At 40.7% G+C, this 17,958-nt stretch carries 16 protein-coding genes; 14 read left to right on the plus strand and 2 right to left on the minus strand.

All coding sequences use genetic code 11. The annotated features are described in order from the left end of the window. Positions 1–23: 23 nt before the first annotated feature. Positions 24–563: an SH3 domain-containing protein gene (locus tag BN3261_RS05070; protein ID WP_059085615.1), complete on the plus strand. Its 540-nt coding sequence runs from the start codon at positions 24–26 to the stop codon at positions 561–563. A gap of 196 nt (positions 564–759) precedes the next feature. Here the strand turns inward: BN3261_RS05070 and BN3261_RS05075 are convergent, their stop codons facing one another. Then, entirely contained in the window at positions 760–1,239 is a 480-nt protein-coding gene (locus BN3261_RS05075) for an S-ribosylhomocysteine lyase (protein ID WP_015524777.1), read from the minus strand. Between the two features lie 239 nt (positions 1,240–1,478). Here BN3261_RS05075 and BN3261_RS05080 point away from each other — a divergent pair, with 239 nt between their 5' ends. The 4 genes from BN3261_RS05080 to BN3261_RS05095 all read left to right on the plus strand — a co-directional run bounded on the left by BN3261_RS05080 (position 1,479) and on the right by BN3261_RS05095 (position 5,163). Further along, positions 1,479–2,366 carry a peptidylprolyl isomerase gene (locus tag BN3261_RS05080; protein WP_059085616.1) on the plus strand — a complete coding sequence of 296 codons (888 nt, stop codon included), beginning with the start codon at positions 1,479–1,481 and terminating at the stop codon, positions 2,364–2,366. Positions 2,367–2,380: 14 nt separating this feature from the next. Continuing rightward, entirely contained in the window at positions 2,381–3,586 is a 1,206-nt protein-coding gene (gene coaBC / locus BN3261_RS05085) for a bifunctional phosphopantothenoylcysteine decarboxylase/phosphopantothenate--cysteine ligase CoaBC (RefSeq protein WP_021651707.1), read from the plus strand. Between the two features lie 154 nt (positions 3,587–3,740). Further along, positions 3,741–4,379, plus strand: a complete 639-nt coding sequence (locus tag BN3261_RS05090) for an ECF transporter S component (protein ID WP_059085617.1) — start codon at positions 3,741–3,743, stop codon at positions 4,377–4,379. A gap of 19 nt (positions 4,380–4,398) precedes the next feature. After that, complete coding sequence (locus tag BN3261_RS05095; protein ID WP_021651710.1) at positions 4,399–5,163, plus strand: type III pantothenate kinase; 765 nt, start codon at positions 4,399–4,401, stop codon at positions 5,161–5,163. Between the two features lie 54 nt (positions 5,164–5,217). Here BN3261_RS05095 and BN3261_RS05100 read toward each other — a convergent pair whose 3' ends face one another. Further along, entirely contained in the window at positions 5,218–6,114 is an 897-nt protein-coding gene (locus BN3261_RS05100; protein ID WP_059085618.1) for an RluA family pseudouridine synthase, read from the minus strand. 562 nt (positions 6,115–6,676) lie between these two features. Here BN3261_RS05100 and BN3261_RS05105 point away from each other — a divergent pair. The 9 genes from BN3261_RS05105 (at position 6,677) to BN3261_RS05145 (ending at position 17,956) form a co-directional block, all read left to right on the plus strand. Next, positions 6,677–7,858, plus strand: a complete 1,182-nt coding sequence (locus BN3261_RS05105) for a zinc ribbon domain-containing protein (protein ID WP_059085619.1) — start codon at positions 6,677–6,679, stop codon at positions 7,856–7,858. A gap of 852 nt (positions 7,859–8,710) precedes the next feature. After that, a complete protein-coding gene (gene glf / locus BN3261_RS05110) occupies positions 8,711–9,832 on the plus strand; it encodes a UDP-galactopyranose mutase (protein WP_059085620.1) in 1,122 nt (373 codons plus the stop codon). A gap of 2 nt (positions 9,833–9,834) precedes the next feature. After that, on the plus strand, positions 9,835–10,917 hold the full coding sequence (locus BN3261_RS05115) for a glycosyltransferase (protein WP_059085621.1): 1,083 nt from the start codon (positions 9,835–9,837) through the stop codon (positions 10,915–10,917). After that, positions 10,917–11,876 (plus strand): glycosyltransferase, encoded by a 960-nt coding sequence (locus BN3261_RS05120; protein WP_059085622.1) that lies wholly within the window; start codon positions 10,917–10,919, stop codon positions 11,874–11,876. Before BN3261_RS05115 ends, BN3261_RS05120 begins: the two co-directional genes overlap by 1 nt. Positions 11,877–11,932: 56 nt before the next feature. Next, entirely contained in the window at positions 11,933–12,838 is a 906-nt protein-coding gene (locus tag BN3261_RS05125) for a glycosyltransferase (protein ID WP_059085623.1), read from the plus strand. Between the two features lie 29 nt (positions 12,839–12,867). Then, a complete protein-coding gene (locus tag BN3261_RS05130) occupies positions 12,868–14,055 on the plus strand; it encodes an EpsG family protein (protein ID WP_059085624.1) in 1,188 nt (395 codons plus the stop codon). Between the two features lie 223 nt (positions 14,056–14,278). Further along, complete coding sequence (locus BN3261_RS05135; protein ID WP_059085625.1) at positions 14,279–15,223, plus strand: glycosyltransferase; 945 nt, start codon at positions 14,279–14,281, stop codon at positions 15,221–15,223. A gap of 144 nt (positions 15,224–15,367) precedes the next feature. Continuing rightward, positions 15,368–16,807: a lipopolysaccharide biosynthesis protein gene (locus BN3261_RS05140; protein ID WP_059085626.1), complete on the plus strand. Its 1,440-nt coding sequence runs from the start codon at positions 15,368–15,370 to the stop codon at positions 16,805–16,807. A 45-nt stretch (positions 16,808–16,852) separates the two neighbouring features. Then, entirely contained in the window at positions 16,853–17,956 is a 1,104-nt protein-coding gene (locus BN3261_RS05145; RefSeq protein ID WP_059085627.1) for a DegT/DnrJ/EryC1/StrS family aminotransferase, read from the plus strand. The last annotated feature ends 2 nt before the right edge of the window (positions 17,957–17,958 follow it).

Genomic DNA, 17,958 nt, shown 5'->3' on the forward strand with positions numbered 1-17,958 from the left:
GCGTATAAGGAGGAATCAGTAAAATGAAAAAAAAATGTATTATGGCTTTGATAATAGGCGCGGCTTTCCTTGCACAGGGCTGTGGATATGAGGAAGGAACCGATGCAGTGGTAACAGTAGTAGATTCCACACCGACGCCGGAGCCCACAGAGAAGCCGAAGGCAACTGCAACACCTACACCAGAAGCAGCGGCAGCAGATTCCACAGCAGACGGAACAGCAGCGGCAGCGGATTCCACGGCAGACGGAGCAGCAGCGGCAACAGATCCCGCAGCACAGACAGCAGCTACGGAGCAGACCCCAAGCGGCATTAACGTACAGGCACAGGATGCCACTTACTATGCAGTGGAGGGTGTGAATTTACGTTCTGACGCCAACGCAGAGGCAGAATTTGTGGCAGGTGTCCTTTCCGGAGAATCCCTGAAGTGTACCGGTGTCTGTGACAATGGATGGATCCGTGTGGATTATAATGGCCAGACCTGCTACGCATCCGGTGATTATGTCAGCACAACACCGCCGGTGGGCGCAGTGGCAGCAGATACTACCGCAGAAGCAGCACAGTAGAGCACAGACTACAGACTTTGAGCGGCTCAGGGAAATCCTGCTTCCATTGCGGATATCCCATTGATATTAATGTTGATCAATAAAAAACAGGCAGCTGTATCCGATGAAATACATCGATACAGGCAGCCTGTTTTTTTGTTTCGGCATATAGTCCGTTCAGAACACAAGGATCATGCCAGCGGATCGTACCCGCAGATCATTCCGGATAAACAAGACGGTCCGGCTTGATATCGTAGAGAACTTCGTTCAGGAATTTCTTTGCCAGATATTTTGCCATGCCAAGGTTCATATCCAGATAATTTCCACAGTCCTTGGGAGAAGCTCCCGGGATCTCACCCTCAAAATCGCGGATAAATTCAAACATCTCGATCATCAGCGGAACGATATCTCTGGATTCATAATCCCCGTTAAGAAGAAGATAATTTCCGGTACGGCAGCCCATAGGACCCCAGTAAATGACCTTCGGGCCAAACTCCTTATGGTTCCGCAGGAAGGTAGCTGCCAGATGCTCCATGGCGTGAAGCTCGGCTGTGTTCATAACAGGCTCCTCATTGGGAGAAGTCATACGGATATCGAAGGTAGTGATCACCTGATCTCCAACCGGATCCTTACGTGAAACGTATACGCCAGGCTGAAGCTTGATATGGTCAATGGTAAAACTTGTGATCTTTTCCATGTTGATTCCTCACTTTCTTATATGTACGGAGCCCATAATAAGCTCCATACATGATTTTAGCAGAGAACCGAAAGAGATACAAGGCAAAACAAAGGGAATCCTGCACCTGGTTCCGTGCAAAGTTGACTTTATGAAAAGATGATGTTAAACTGAGAAAAGCTTACAGGGGGAGAGTGAAAAGCTCACCTGAAAATGCCGGAACAGGCGTTTTCGGGATCTGATAAGGAGGACTTATAAATATGAAACGTAAGGTTTTAGCCGTATTATTTGCGACAGCTCTTACCGCAGGAATGCTTTCCGGCTGCGGAAGTACAGACAGTACTTCTGACAAAGCAGACCAGAAGGAAGAATCTCTGGAGGAAGAAACCTCAGAAGGACAGACAGGCGTAGATGAAGAGACAGCAGCCAATGCAGTATCCGAGGAGGAGGCTGAGGCGGCAGGCTTTTCAGACCATGAAGAAAGCGCCGATGATCAGGAGGCTTCCGGTGATGCAGAGGACACTTCACATGAAACCGAAGCTTCTGCAGACAGTACAGAGGATACAGACAGCGCAGACGGAGAATTTTCCGATGGTTCCGAGGATGCACAAATGGCAGGAACAACTGTGATCGATACCAGCCAGCAGCTGACAGGAACCCATCATGCTGCCATCACCGTAAAGGATTATGGCGAGATCGATGTAGAGCTGGATGCAGACACCGCACCCATCACAGTCACAAATTTTGTAAAGCTGGTACAGGACAATTTTTATGACGGTCTGACCTTCCACCGGATCATTGACGGATTTATGATCCAGGGCGGAGATCCAAACGGAGACGGAACCGGCGGAGCAGAGGATACCATCAAGGGCGAATTTTCCAGCAATGGAGTGAAGAACGATATTTCTCATGTAAGAGGAACCATTTCCATGGCCCGCAGCACAGATCCGGACAGCGCAAGCTCTCAGTTCTTTATCGTACAGTCCGATTCCACACATCTGGATGGCGACTATGCTGCATTCGGACACGTGACCTCCGGGATGGACATTGTAGATCAGATCTGCAAGGATGCCAAGCCGACAGACGGCAACGGAACTATTGCAAAGGATCAGCAGCCGGTGATCGAGAGTATCCGTATGGTTGACTGATAGGAGGGAGAAGGATGCTGAAAGGGAAAACAGTGCTTCTTGGCATCACAGGAAGTATTGCTGCATACAAGATCGCATATCTGGCAAGTGCATTACATAAGCTTCATGCAGATGTCCATGTACTGATGACAGAGAATGCAACGAACTTTATCAATCCGATCACATTTGAAACACTGACCGGGAATAAATGTCTGGTGGATACCTTTGACCGGAACTTTCAGTTCCAGGTAGAACACGTATCCATTGCCAAGAAGGCAGATGTTGTGATGATCGCACCGGCCAGTGCAAACGTGATCGGAAAGCTGGCCAACGGCCTTGCGGACGATATGCTCACTACTACGGTAATGGCCTGCAGATGTCAGAAGATCCTTGCACCAGCCATGAATACCGCCATGTATGAGAATCCCGTGGTGCAGGACAATATCCGGAAGCTGCAAACCTACGGATATGAGGTGATCACACCGGCCAGTGGCTACCTGGCATGCGGGGACACCGGAGCCGGAAAAATGCCGGAGCCGGAAACCCTTCTGGAATATATCCTGAAGGAAGCCGCCTTCCAGAAAGACCTTGCCGGCAAAAAGCTCCTAGTAACGGCAGGACCTACCCAGGAGGCCATCGACCCGGTCCGCTGTCTCACCAACCATTCATCCGGAAAGATGGGATACGCCATTGCAAAAATGGCCATGCTCAGAGGAGCGGAGGTTACGCTGGTAAGCGGACCTACTGCCATTGAGCCGCCCCTTTTTGTGAAGGTCGTACCTGTGACATCCGCCAGAGATATGTTCGAGGCAGTCACCGGTTTAAGTGATGAACAGGATATCATCATCAAGGCTGCCGCAGTGGCAGACTACCGTCCGAAGCAGGTCAGCGAAGACAAGGTTAAGAAAAAAGACGATCAGGCTTCCATAGAGCTCGAGAGGACAGACGACATTCTGAAATATCTGGGCCAGCACAAAAAGCAGGGCCAGTTCCTCTGCGGATTTTCCATGGAGACCAGAGACATGCTCCGTAATTCCAGAGCCAAGCTTGAGAAGAAAAACCTGGATATGGTGGCAGCCAACAACCTGAAGGTAGAAGGCGCCGGATTCCAGGGAGATACCAACGTCCTGACTCTTATCACACAGGACGAAGAAGTGTCACTCCCGCTTATGAGCAAGGAGGATGCAGCGTTAAAGATCCTGGATAAGATCCTTCTGCTTACCACAAAGGCAGAAGCATAGCTACAGAACCGGTCAGGGAACCGGTTTTAACAACGAAAAGCGGAACAAAAAGATCACCGCTTTCCATCACCGTATTGTATCCGCAGAAAACGCCGGAAAATGCTGTATTTCCGGAAATATTCATAGAGCGGAACGGTAACAAGGAGGAGAAGAAATGAAAAACAACAGATTTACAACAGCACAGCTTACATTACTCGGCCTGATGGCAGCGATCCTTCTGCTGATGGCCTACACACCACTGGGATATCTGAACATCGGGCCACTGGCCATTTCCTTTAACGTGATCCCGGTAGCCATCAGTGCAGTCGTCCTCGGACCCGTAGGAGGAGCCGTGGCAGGTGCGATCTTCGGCCTGACCAGCTTTCTCCAGTGCATAGGAGTAGGCGGATCCAGCGCAATGGGAGTTGTGCTTTTCGGTATCAATCCGGTATTTGCCTTTATCCAGCGCTTCATCCCACGTCTTCTGGACGGTATCTGCCTCGGATATATTTTTAAAGGCATGCGAAAGGTCAGCAATACTTATGTGGCATGTGCAGTAACCGGATTCTTTTCCGCATTCCTGAATACACTGTTCTTCATGGCAGCACTTGTAGGACTGTTCGGAAATACCGATTATGTAAAAAATCTGATGGGCGGTCATAACATCATCATCGGCTGCTGTCTCATGGTAGGGATCAACGCAGTATGCGAAATGATTTCCTCAACAGTGATCACAGGAGCAGTGGGAGCTGCACTTTCCAAGGCACATCTGATCCCATCCGCACAGATCAGCCGTGAGAAGACAAAAGCATAAAGACAGGGAAAATAAAATTATGATATTAGCAATTGATATTGGAAATACCAACATAGTCGTGGGCTGCATCGATGATCAAAAAACATACTTCATCGAGAGACTTGCTACCGTAAGAACAAAAACAGAACTGGAATATGCCGTAGACCTGAAAACCTTACTGGAAATCTACCACATCAAAAAGGCAGACATAGAAGGCTGTATCATTTCATCTGTAGTCCCGCAGATCACCAACATTGCCAAGCTGGCAGCAGAAAAGATCCTCAAAAAAGAAGTCATGGTCCTGGGACCAGGAGTAAAAACAGGTCTGAACATCATGATGGACAACCCCGGACAGCTGGGCGCGGATCTTGTGGCAGACGCTGTGGCAGGATTAAATGAATATCCGGTTCCGTTTATTGTGATCGATATGGGAACCGCCACTACAGTTTCGGTTGTCAACAGCAAAAAGCAATACATTGGCGGAATGATCCTTCCTGGCATCGGAATATCCCTGGATGCACTGACAGCCAGAGCATCCCAGCTCAGCGGGATCAGCATCGATGCCCCGAAGCATGTGATCGGGCGCAATACCATCGAATGCATGAAAAGCGGCGTGCTCTACAGCAACGCAGCAGCCATCGACGGGATCATTGACCGGGTGGAAGAAGAGCTTGGTGAGAAAACAACCGTGATCGCAACCGGCGGTCTTGCAAAAAAGATCATTTCTCACTGTAAGAAAGAAATCATTCTGGATGAGGACCTTCTGCTCAAGGGACTCCTTGTGATCTACAAAAAAAATAAATAAAAACAAAAAAATCAGCTGCCGGTGCAAGAAACACCTACCGGACAGCTGATTTTTTTACTGCGCAAATGCTCTGCGGAAATCCTCAGGCACAGGTGCCAGGAAACACATAGGCTCCCCGGTGATGGGGTGGGCAAATTCCAATTGGAAGGAATGCAGGGCCTGGCGTCCGATCCGGTCAAAAACCGGATGATACAGAAAATCCCCCGGCAGCGGACAGCCGATATACTTCATATGCACCCGGATCTGATGAGTCCGCCCCGTATCCAGATGCAGCTCCACAAGAGCATATCCATTGCTGACTGCAAGACGCTCAAAATGAGTCACGGCAGCCTCCCCACGCTCAAAATTAACCTCCCTTGTGATCACAGAAGCATCCATTCTCGCAACAGGAGCGGAAATCGTCCCCCTTTCCGGCGGGATCCCGTCAGTAAGTGCAAGATAGGTACGTCGAATCTGGCGCTGCTTCATCTGGGCAGAGAGAAGAGCCCCGCTCAGAGGGTTCTTAGCCAGCACCAGCACCCCGGTGGTATCCCTGTCCAGTCGGTTGATGCAGCGGTAGACAAAAGCCTTCCTCTGCTGCTTATAATACCAGGCAACACCGTTGGCAAGCGTATTCTCGTAGTTCCCGGCAGAGGGATGCACAGGCATATCAGCAGGCTTGTTCAGCACAAGGATATCCTCATCCTCATACAGGATATCCAAAGGCAGCGGCACCGGAATAATGGAAGGCTCCGATCCGTCCCCGGCCTCCTCCGGAACAAAGATCCGGAGAACATCCCCCTCCCTCAGGACCGTTCTGCCAAAAGCCGGCTGCTCGTTCAGCAGGATCGCCTGTTCCGCCCGCTTCATAGTAGTCAATATATGTTTGGAAAAACCCTTCTTCCGAAGAAACCCAAGAACATTTTCCCCGGACTCCCCGGTTGAGATCGTATAGGTAATAATTCTCTCCATAGAAAAAAATCCTTTTCTGAAATTTAGCAGGCCAAAAGCCAGATCGCGCGGCCTGCGGGTATAGTATAGCATTTGGGAATGGAAATGTCGATTAGACATAAAAAAAGAGCTGGTACAAGAGAAAATATACTTGGACAGCTCGTGGATTATGGGATTTGTGTCGCTTATTATCTTCATTAGTCACAGACCAAAAAAGATATATTTTACAGCCATATGTAAGGATACCATTGATATTTTCCTTTGTCAAGGCGTGCCAAAGACATGAAGCATGCTAATAATGTCGTTTTTTAAGCATCATATGCAGTCATTTTCTATCAAAAAGTGAATAAACAGTCTGATAATCATCGAAATCTAACATTAGTGGTCACAAAAAGTGGTCACTTTTTTCTTGCGTAAATCCGCGTAAAATCAATACTTTTCAAGCTTTTTTCTTTTTTCTTTTCAATTATTAGTGGTCAAAATCGTGGTCAACTGTGCCGAAAAAAGCAGCATTTAACAGTGTTTCAAGCTCTTTTTCGCTAATGAAGATATTAAGCGATACCTGACAGCAGAAAGAGATGCCATGAAAACAGGATACAGTATCAAAACATGGAAAATGCGGCTCTTTTGTCCAGAAAAGCAGATGATCGAAACAACCGAAGCCCTGTATCGGGAAGCCGTAGCTTTTTACTATGAGCTCCTGAAAGAAAGCGAAGAGCTCTGGGCCGAAAATCTGCTGACCATCCAGGGACATCTGGAAAAACTCACTGTTCCCGGAAGAGACGGAAGAGAACCAAAGTACATCCCGCCAGGCGGAAAGCTCCCCGTTTACTTTCGGAGATCTGCCATGAACAAAGCTGCAATGGCAGTAAAGACCGCAGCAAGCGCAGAAAGCTTCCCCGAAAAGATCGATGCCAACATCACCTTTTTCAAGGGAATGTACAAAGACCTGACAGACACCTCCGTAGTGCTGAAGCTCTGGAACGGAAAGAAATGGATCTGGGTACTCTGCGGACTTACAGGACGCCCCTTCCCCAAGGAAGCAGCGATCCTTTCCCCTACACTGGTCCATGAGGAAAAATGGCTCATGTTCCATGTCCCTGTCAAGCAGGAAAACTCCGATGCCCGGACAGCAAAGGAACGAATGCAGGAAGGCGCCAGAGTATGCAGCGTCCGCTTTACCAATACGGACAGCTTTGCAGTATGCACAGTTCTGGATGAAGGATCCAGGCAGCTGGCTGTAAAAAACTGCAGAGGCGGAAATGCATACCGACATCATTGCAAAGCTTTGCTGAAAAAAGTAGAAGCATCCAGGGCATTTACCGATAAAGACAACGTCAGTCAGCCAAACAGGAAATATTACATGCATCTCAAGCACCTGAATGAACATTACGCACATCAGGTCAGCAAGGAGATTATGGATTTTTGCAAAGAAAATCAGACCGGGATACTGGTACTGCCGGAGTATGATGAAGATTTTTCCAGGATATCCATGTACAGAAGCGGCAATTATTCGCCCCTTCACTTAAGTATCCGCATCCGGAATTATCTGAAATACAAAGCCTGGGCAGAAGGAATCCTGGTACTTGAGCTGCGCGCCGACGGAACAGAAAAGCAATGTTCCATCTGCGGAGCCACCGGAAAAAAACAAGGCAGTGTATTCATCTGCCAGAATGGCCATCAGGTCAACCGCTTCCTAAACGGCGCCCGAAACCTGGGCCGCAAATGCCAGGAAAGCTTCCGGAAAAACAACAAATCAAGTTAATAAGCGGCAGAAATGCCTCTTATATATAAATGCTGAGCAATCAGCAAGAGAGGAAGCGCCAGTGACGCCTCCTTTCCGGTTGAATACCGCCAGGCGGCCCAACGCAGGCGTCGCCGAAGAACTGTGCCCTTTTTGGGAGGCCGGGGTGTATTCGAAGTTATAAGAAGGTGAAATTGCTGAAATCGGGGTTGGAACTGGGTTCAATATATAGAGGATAAAAAATGTCTACTCAACAAAATCAGTTGAGGTCTGATGGTCTATGGTGGAGTTAAATATACATACAAATATAAGCGCTTTTGCATAAATATGCGCTGTATTTTACTCTGAAAATCATGTTTTGTGCAGTAGGACGTTAATACTGATAACTGCATTTATCTGCGTGGCGTTGAGTAACGGACGGAAATTACTAATATTTTGTCGCGTAGATATCATAAAAAATGAATAATTCATTGTGCAGGTTGCAATAAGAGTGATGGGATTGTTTGTATGATTGTTACAAAAACGGTAGGATAGGAAAATTTGGGAAATGGGTGCAGAAAAACGGGTCTACTCAACAGATTAACACTTTGATGTAGAGAGAAAAGAGTGTGGCGAATAAATATGCGCCAGTGAAAAGTAGTGAAAGGTGCAACTGATTTTATTGAGTGAACCTGTCTGGATAAAGATATGTTGGAAAATAGACGAAATATCGAGAAAAGTATTGATTGCTGGGGTAATTGGATACGACAGCATAAGAAAACATTTAGCCGAGTGTGGTTATCACACAGCGGAAATTAGAGAGAAAGACCATCCATATGGATGTGTACATAGAAAATTAGAGGATATGCCCGATGAGGGGTGGAGGAATTCATTATGGAAAAATTTGATTATTTAGTAGTAGGTTCTGGCCTTTACGGGTCGATTTTTGCACATGAAGTTAAAGCACATGGCAAGTCTGTTTTGGTAGTAGACAAGCGCCCGAATATTGCCGGCAACATTTACACCGAGAATATTGAGGGCATCAATGTCCATAAGTATGGTGCTCACATTTTCCATACTAACAACAAACAAGTCTGGAACTACATTACACAGTTTGCGGAATTTAATCGTTTTACAAACTCGCCGGTGGCTAATTATAAGGGTGAATTATATTCGTTGCCTTTCAATATGTATACCTTCAACAAGATGTGGGGTGTCGTGACACCGGAAGAGGCTGTCGCCAAGATTGAGGAACAGCGCAAGGAGATTACTGGCGAGCCGCAGAATCTTGAAGAGCAGGCCATTTCTCTTGTTGGTCGCGATATCTATGAGAAACTTATCAAGGGCTATACTGAAAAGCAGTGGGGTCGCGATTGTAAGGAGTTGCCGACTTTTATTATCAAGCGTCTTCCGGTTCGTCTGACTTTTGATAACAACTACTTCAATGCACTTTATCAGGGTATTCCTGTTGGTGGTTATACCAAGATGATTTCTAACTTGCTAGACGGCATTGAGGTTCGTTTGAACACAGACTATTTGGAGAATAAGACTGAGTTGGATGCATTGGCTGACAAGGTTGTGTACACTGGACCGATTGATGCTTACTTTGATTATAAGCTGGGTACGCTGGAATATCGTTCGGTTCGCTTTGAAACGGAAACATTGGACAAGCCTAATTTCCAGGGCAACGCAGCAGTGAACTATACCGACCGTGAAACTCCGTGGACTCGTATCATTGAACACAAATGGTTTGAATTTGGTAAAGATGAAAATGAAAATGATCTGCCCAAAACAATCATCAGCCGTGAGTATAGCAGTGAGTGGAAACCGGGAGATGAGCCGTATTATCCGGTTAATGATGCTAAGAATAGCTTGCTTTATTCTGAGTATAAAAAACTGGCAGATGCAGAACACAATGTAATCTTTGGCGGTCGTCTTGGCGAGTATAAGTACTATGATATGGATCAGGTAATTGCAGCTGTATTGGATAAATGTGAGAAGGAACTGGGAGAGTAAAAATGACAAAGAAAAAGATTTTAATGGTCTGTGAAGCTTTTGGAGGTGGCGTATTCACTTACGTATCTCAGCTCTGCAACGATATGGTGGATGATTTTGATGTCTATCTTGCATATTCTCTCAGACCTCAGACCCCTAAGAATTACAAAGATTTTCTGGACCAGAGAGTGCATTTGATTGAAATGAAAAATGTTGGCGTAAAGGGATTGGCAAATATAAAAAGTGATGTTGCGGCAATCAAGGAATTACGTCAAATTGAAAAAGATGTTCAGCCAGATGTGATTCACCTGCATTCTTCGGTTGCAGGTGGTTTAGGTAGACTTGCATATAACGGAAAAAATAATACTGTTGTGTATACACCTCATGGATATGCACATATTCTTATGGGTCCGGGGAAGAAGAGCAAAGTCTATAAGTTTGCAGAAAAGGTTCTTGGAAATCGAGCACTTACACTTACTTGTTGTGAAAGTGAAGACGAAGAGGCAAAGAAATTTTCCAAGAGAACAGCATATGTTGAGACTGGTGTGAACCTTGCAGATCTTTCAGCATCCCTTGACGTTATAAAGCCAGTAAAAAATGATAAGTTCACAGTATTTACACTTGGCCGAGCCTGCGTCCAGAAACAACCACAGCTTTTTAACAGAATCGCTGAATTGGTGCCAGATGCTAGATTTGTTTGGATTGGCAATGGTGAACTTGAAAATGAGTTGACTGCCACCAATATTGAAGTTACAGGATGGAAACCTCGAAAGGAAGCTTTGGCAATGGCTAAAGGTGCTGATGCTTTTATTTTGTGTAGTCTTGGCGAAGCAATTGCAATGAGCCTTATTGAGAATATGTACATCAAAAAGTTGATTCTCGTCAGCAGTACAATGGGAAATAAGAGTGTTATCAATGATGGCGTTAATGGCTATGTGTGTGATAAAGCAGAGGAGTATGCTGAACATATAAAGGCGGCCATGAAGGAATTTCCTAAAGAACTTCCTGAAAGAGCCTATCAGGATGTCCTTGAGATTTATAACACAGATACCATGAAGAAAAAATATGTGGAATTCTATAACGGCGTTATGGCAGGTAAATACTGATGATAAAAAATATGAATTATTTAGTTTCTGTCATTGTTCCTATATACAAAGTTGAAAAAGATTTGTCTGATTGCGTACTGAGTATTTGCAATCAGACCTATAGAAATCTAGAGATTATTCTTGTTGATGACGGTTCTCCAGATAAATGCGGACAAATGTGCGATGAATTTGCAAGAAATGATGTCCGAATAAAGGTTATTCATAAAATTAATGGGGGGTTATCACAAGCTCGAAATGCTGGAATGGGCATTATGACAGGTGATTATGTTACGTTTGTTGATAGTGATGACATTTTGGAACATGATTTTGTTGAAGAAATGTTGAGGATAATTAATAAATATAATGCTCAAGTTGCAATTTGCAAGAATTCCACATTTGAAAAAGGTGGGGCGTTTAACAGTGGTCATGTAGAAATAAGCGAACGGTGCTTTGATGCGGCAGACGCCATAAAGAATATGCTATACCAAAAGGATTTTGATGTTGCAGCATGGGGGAAAATGTACCATAAGGATACTTTGATTGGTATTTCTTTTCCTGATGGGTTAATTCACGAAGATATTCCTACAACCTATAAGGCGTTGCTTAGATGCCCAAAAGTAGCTTTCACAACGCGGAAGTTATATCGATATCAGATTCGGAAAGAAAGTATAGAAAATCAAAAATTTACTATCAAAAAAATGGATTGCATAAAAACTGCGCAGATGATGCTGGATGATATAACGATTAATTATCCTGAATTGTTGCAAGCTGCGAAGAGTAGATATGTAGCCGCTAACTTCCACATATTGGCGCAGATTAAAGAGAATATACCGGAAAAGAAATTAATTGTTAGTAATATAAAACAAGTTAGAAATGATGTCATAAGAGATAAATCTGCCTCAATTCGAGTTAGGGGAGCATGTTTATTAAGTTATTTAGGATTCGGCACCACAACAGCCGTTTTAAATTTAATAAAATAGTAGATAGTTTTTTGAAAGGAAAGTCAATCATTTAAGATTGAGCTTATTAAGATAATATGAAAATTTGTGCTGTAGTAGTGACATATAATAGAAAAGAATTGCTTGAAAAACAAATAATAGAAATTTTGCATAATCAAGAGTTGAAGATTGATGCATATTATGTGATTGATAATTGTAGTACTGATGGAACTCGATCGCTTGTAAAAGAATATGAGGGGACGGTAATAAAGTATTGTAAAACAAAAAGTAATTGTGGCGGTGCCGGTGGATTTTCTTACGGATTGCAGCGAGCTTTTGAGGATAAATATGATTGGTACATTTTAATGGACGACGATGGACGTCCTATGGATAAAAATTGCTTTGAAAATATGAAGAAGCATATTGTTAAAAAGGGATATGATTCACAGAAAATGTATCTTCTGAATTCTCTGGTACTGAGTGATAATGACACACTGTCGTTTGGACTTGGACATATAGAAAGAATAACTGAACTAAATTCTGTTGTTACAGAAAATGAAGTTGTTGGTATGATTAATCCCTTCAATGGAACATGGATTTCTAGTGGGCTAGTTGAAAAAATTGGCGTTCCTAATGGAGACTTTTTCATTAAGGGAGATGAAAATGATTATTTAAGAAGAGCGCAGAGCGCAGGGGCTTTTGTGGCTACTATTGTAGATTCAATGTATTTTCATCCGAAGCTGGGGGGATATAAGAAGAAAAAAGTCTTTGGAAAAGAAATGTATGTATACATTGAACCAGCTTGGAAAGAGTATTATTCCGTAAGAAATTATACGTTCTCTTTTTTACAATTTGGGAAAAAGAAGGATGCAATACTGTTTTTAATTAAAAGAATGTACTGTTGTATGATATGTAGCTGCAATAAGTTGGAAGTAATGAAGATGCTGTTCAAGGGGTACCAAGATGGGAAAAAAGGAAGGCTTGGTGCAACTATTAAACCTTAATTTAGTATAGCTAGAAATGGATGATTGATATGATAAATGAAATGGCAGCACTGATAGGGAGGGTAGCTATATACAGCCTGATGTTTATAGTATCACTCTATTTTGTGAATCAAGCTGATAAGACTAAAAGTAGAGGAAAGTTTATTTTTCTTTCCTTACTTGCACTTATAATTCCGTGTTTATTTGCAGCGTTTAGGGGAGAAAAAGTAGGAACGGATGTTCTTCAATATGCAAAACCGTATTATCTGGGAGCACTCAATTCAAGTAATTTACAGGCTTTTTTACTACAAGGCTCTGCAGAAAAAGGATATGAAGTGTTTGTGTTTTGCATCGCAAAAATTTTTAAAGATTTCACTGCGGTACTTTTTTTTACAGAGGCTTTAATTATATGCCCAATATATATTATTGCTATTAAGAATAGAAAGAACTGTCCTATGTGGGTGACAGTACTTGTCTATTATATGATATTTTATATTGCTTCCTTCAATTTTATGCGGCAGTCAATTGCTGCTGCGTTACTTTTGCTTGCTTACTTTGAGTTAGTCGAAAGGAAATGGTTAAAATTCATCATATTGATTTTCTTAGCGCAATCGTTTCATAACACTGCATTTATTGGAATTGTAATTATTTTATTTGGAGTATGGTTTTATAGAATTCAGAGCAGGCAATTAAGAATATTAGTATTTGCGATTTTATGTACACTCTTAGTTGTTGCTTCGCAAGGTTGGCAGAATATTTTGATGTGGGCGATTAATGATGTAAATATACTTCCAAGACGATTTATTACATATATTAATATATTCATTGGAGGACAGAATCAAAATAGCTATTATTTTTTGCTGACTAAAAGTAATTATATTGAGCTCATTTTTAGATGGATATTGTATTTAATTCCTCTTTTCTGTTGCAAGTACAGTAAGAGAAAATCAAATTTGTATAACTCGGCTAATATCATTCTTCTGGTGTCTGTTGTAGTTTATACAGTATTGTTTGTTTTTTTTCATACGAGTTATGCTGTCCGAATTACTTGGTATATGGAATATTTCTTTATTGTTTGGCTGCCAATGTCCTACTCGAAATTTCAAGAAAATAATGTCAAGTTTGGAGTAGTTCATAGAGATACAGCTTGTATGTTTATGGCTATATTAGGATATTGGTTTTGTGGGTATATGATTTTAGGCTGGCATGGAACGCTTCCATTTTGCTTCTCTTTTTAAACCAATATAAGTATGAGGAAATAATATGTCTATGGAAATGTCCTTAATTACGATAACATTATACAAATTTCATTAAGAATTTTGATTACATTTACAATAGTTTTTATGAATTGGTTTATTTTATTTGTTGTATTACAAACACATGGAACATATCCTTTTAAACTTTTCTTTCAATAAATGGAGATCATAATATGAAATATTTAGTTAAAATGGAGATCATAATATGAAATATTTAGTTACGGTAATATGTCTGACATACAATCACGAAAAATATATAGAAAAAACATTAAATGGTTTTTTGAAACAAAAAACCACATTTCCAGTTGAATACATAATAAGAGACGATGCTTCGACAGATAATACAGCAAATATTCTACATGAATATGAACGTAAATATCCTGGATATTTTAATATTATTTATGAAAAAGAAAATCAGTATAGCAAGAATATAATTCCTTATTTTTCACAAAAAGTAATAATGGAAACAAAAAGTAAATATGTTGCATTGTGTGAAGGGGATGATTATTGGTGTGATGATAATAAACTGCAAAAACAAGTAGACTTAATGGAGAAAAATCCGTCAGCTTCATTTTGTGTACATGCTAATTATGAATTAAATGATAAGACTGGGAAAATGAAAAAACGACATCCGTATAAAAAATCCGGAGTTTTATCAATAGAAGAAGTATTGATTGAGCCAGGTGGGATGCCGGCAACTTGTTCAATGTTAATGAGAACAGAGTATATAAATCAGTATCCAGTTTATGACTTACCGTGTCCTGTAGGAGACAGGAGTAGACGAATGTTTTTGATTGATAAAGGCCCCGCATTATATATTGATGATTTGATGTGTGTGTATAGAGTAAACAATTCAAATTCTTTTGGTGGACAGTTATATAACTATAATAAAAGTATAAAGTTAGTAGAAGAGATGAATACTTTTTTTGATTTGTATAATAATTACACAAATTTTAAATATACTTCATATATAAAATTATTGAAAGAACGAGAAATAATATCACATTATGTAAGATTTAAAAAATATGATCAAATAGTTAAAACTGAATTTTATAAAAAATATTATACATTTATAGATAAAATTAAGCTATTTGTCAAATGGAGATTATCACCGCTATATGTCATTTATAAGAAGAAAAATAATATATAAAGGTTTCGAACACATTAAGTTCTTAGGAAAATGTAAAAGTGAAGGGGATTTTTCAAATTAATTCTGAAGCAACATGTAGAGAATATATTTGATTATATGTAAAAATAATAAGAATTAGTTTTTGAGCAAATTGGTAAAAAATATATGAATACTAAAAATAGTGTTTTTTCAAATATGGTGTGGCGATTTGCAGAGAGATGTGGAGCACAATTAATAACCTTTGTTGTTTCTATTGTTTTAGCACGCCTTTTAGCTCCCGAAGATTACGGGAAAATAGCTTTAATTACTGTGTTCACTACAATTTTACAAGTGTTTGTGGATAGTGGGTTGGGTACTGCTTTAATTCAAAAAAAGGATTCAGATGATTTAGACTTTTCATCTGTATTTTATTTTAACTTCATTGTATGTTTAGTTCTATATGCCGGGATGTTTTTTGTCGCACCTTTTATTGCAAAATTTTATGAGGATATTTCACTTACACCTATTGTTCGAGTAATCAGTCTAACGATTATTATTTCTGGCGTAAAAGGAATTCAGCAATCCTATGTATCAAAAAACATGCTCTTTAAGAAGTTTTTTTATTCTACATTAGGGGGTACTATTTTTTCGGCTATTTTAGGAATTTATTTGGCTTATGCTGGTGCCGGAGTATGGGCAATTGTCGCACAACAGTTGTCAAATACTACAATTGATACCTTTATATTGTGGATTACAGTTAAATGGCGTCCAAAAAAATTGTTTTCATGGAAACGGCTTAAAAAATTACTTTCATTTGGTTGGAAGATACTTGTTTCAGCTTTATTAGACACGGTATATACAAATATTCGTAGCTTGGTTATTGGAAAAATGTATTCATCCGCAGATTTAGCTTTTTATAATCAAGGAGATAAATTACCAAGTGTTATTGTGAATAATATTAATACTTCTATAGACAGTGTTCTTCTTCCAACATTGGCCAAACAACAAGATGATAGAGAACGAGTAAAAAATATGACGAGGAGGGCCATTAAGATTAGTACATATATAATGGCACCTCTTATGATGGGACTGGCATTTTGCGCAACATCAGTTGTAGATTTAGTTTTAACAGAAAAATGGTTACCATGCGTTCCATTTTTACAGATTTTTTGCATCACCTATATGTTCTATCCAATCCATACGGCTAATCTTAATGCGATTAAAGCAATGGGGAGAAGTGATTTGTTTTTAAAACTAGAAATTGCAAAAAAGATTGTGGGTATGATTTTACTCTTATCTACAATGTGGTTTGGTGTTATGGCAATGGCTTATAGCTTATTAGTAAGTATGATAACAAGTATGATCATAAATTCGTGGCCAAACAGACAACTTTTAAATTATAGTTTCAAAGAACAAATGATAGATATTTTTCCATCCGTTACTTTAGCGGTAGTTATGGGGATTGCTATTTCGTTTATTAATTTTTTTGAATTTTCCAGCGCTTTAACATTACTGATCAAAGTACCTACAGGTGCTCTTATCTACATATTTGGTTCTAAGCTATTACATTTGGATTCGTTTGAATATTTGCTGGAAATTTCAAAGACACTTATACACAAAAAATGAAGCTAACAAATAGTTTTATTGTCTTGATGAAAAGAGGTAAAAATTATGTCAAATATCTTAGTTACAAGGTCATCTATGCCTTCTTTTGAAGAGTATTGTGAAGAAATCAAAGAAATTTGGAATAGCCATTGGTTAACTAATATGGGAGTAAAACATAAGGAATTGCAAAAAGAACTGGAAAACTATCTAGGTATTTCTCATGTTGTTCTATACACAAACGGTCATTTGGCATTAGAAAATGCAATTGCTGCATTGAATCTGCCAAAGGGAGGTGAAGTTATTACAACTCCATTTACATTTGCTTCTACCACGCACGCTATTGTGAGAAATGGACTAGTTCCTGTTTTCTGTGACATCAAAGAAGATGATTATACAATCGATACTCAAAAACTTGAAAATCTGATTACAGATAATACAGTTGCAATTGTTCCAGTGCATGTTTATGGAAATATGTGTGATGTGGAAGAAATCAATCGAATTTCAAAAAAGTATGGACTGAAAGTTATCTATGATGCTGCACATGCTTTTGCGGTAAAGTATAAGGGAGAATCTTCAGCTTGCTTTGGTGATGCATCTATGTTTAGTTTCCACGCTACCAAGGTATTTAATACCATTGAGGGTGGATGCGTTTGCTTTAAAGATGACTCTTGGATTCAGCTTTTGAATGATATGAAAAATTTTGGTATCCATGGCCCTGAGTCAGTTCAGTTTGTTGGTGCCAATGCAAAGATGAATGAATTCCAGGCTGCAATGGGTATCTGTAACCTGAAACATCTTGATGAAGAAATTGAAAAAAGAAAGCATGTTGTAGAACACTATAGAAGCCGTCTTGAGGGCGTAGAAGGAATTAAGTTGTCTATAATTCAGAAAGATGTTGAAAGCAACTATGCTTATTTTCCTGTAGTGTTTGATGGGTATAAGTATACCAGAAATGAGATCTTTGAGAAGTTAGTAGAGGTTGGCATCGGCGCGCGGAAGTATTTTTATCCGTTAACAAACAGTTTTGAATGTTACCGTAATTACCCAACTGCAGGAGCTGAAAAAACACCTATTGCTCAGCATATAGCATTGCGTGTTTTAACTCTTCCGTTGTATGCAGATTTGTCTTTGAAGGATGTTGATAGAATTTGTGATGTGATTTTGGGGTAAAG

Source organism: Blautia massiliensis (ex Durand et al. 2017), from assembly GCF_001487165.1.
Lineage (GTDB): Bacteria > Bacillota > Clostridia > Lachnospirales > Lachnospiraceae > Blautia_A > Blautia_A fusiformis.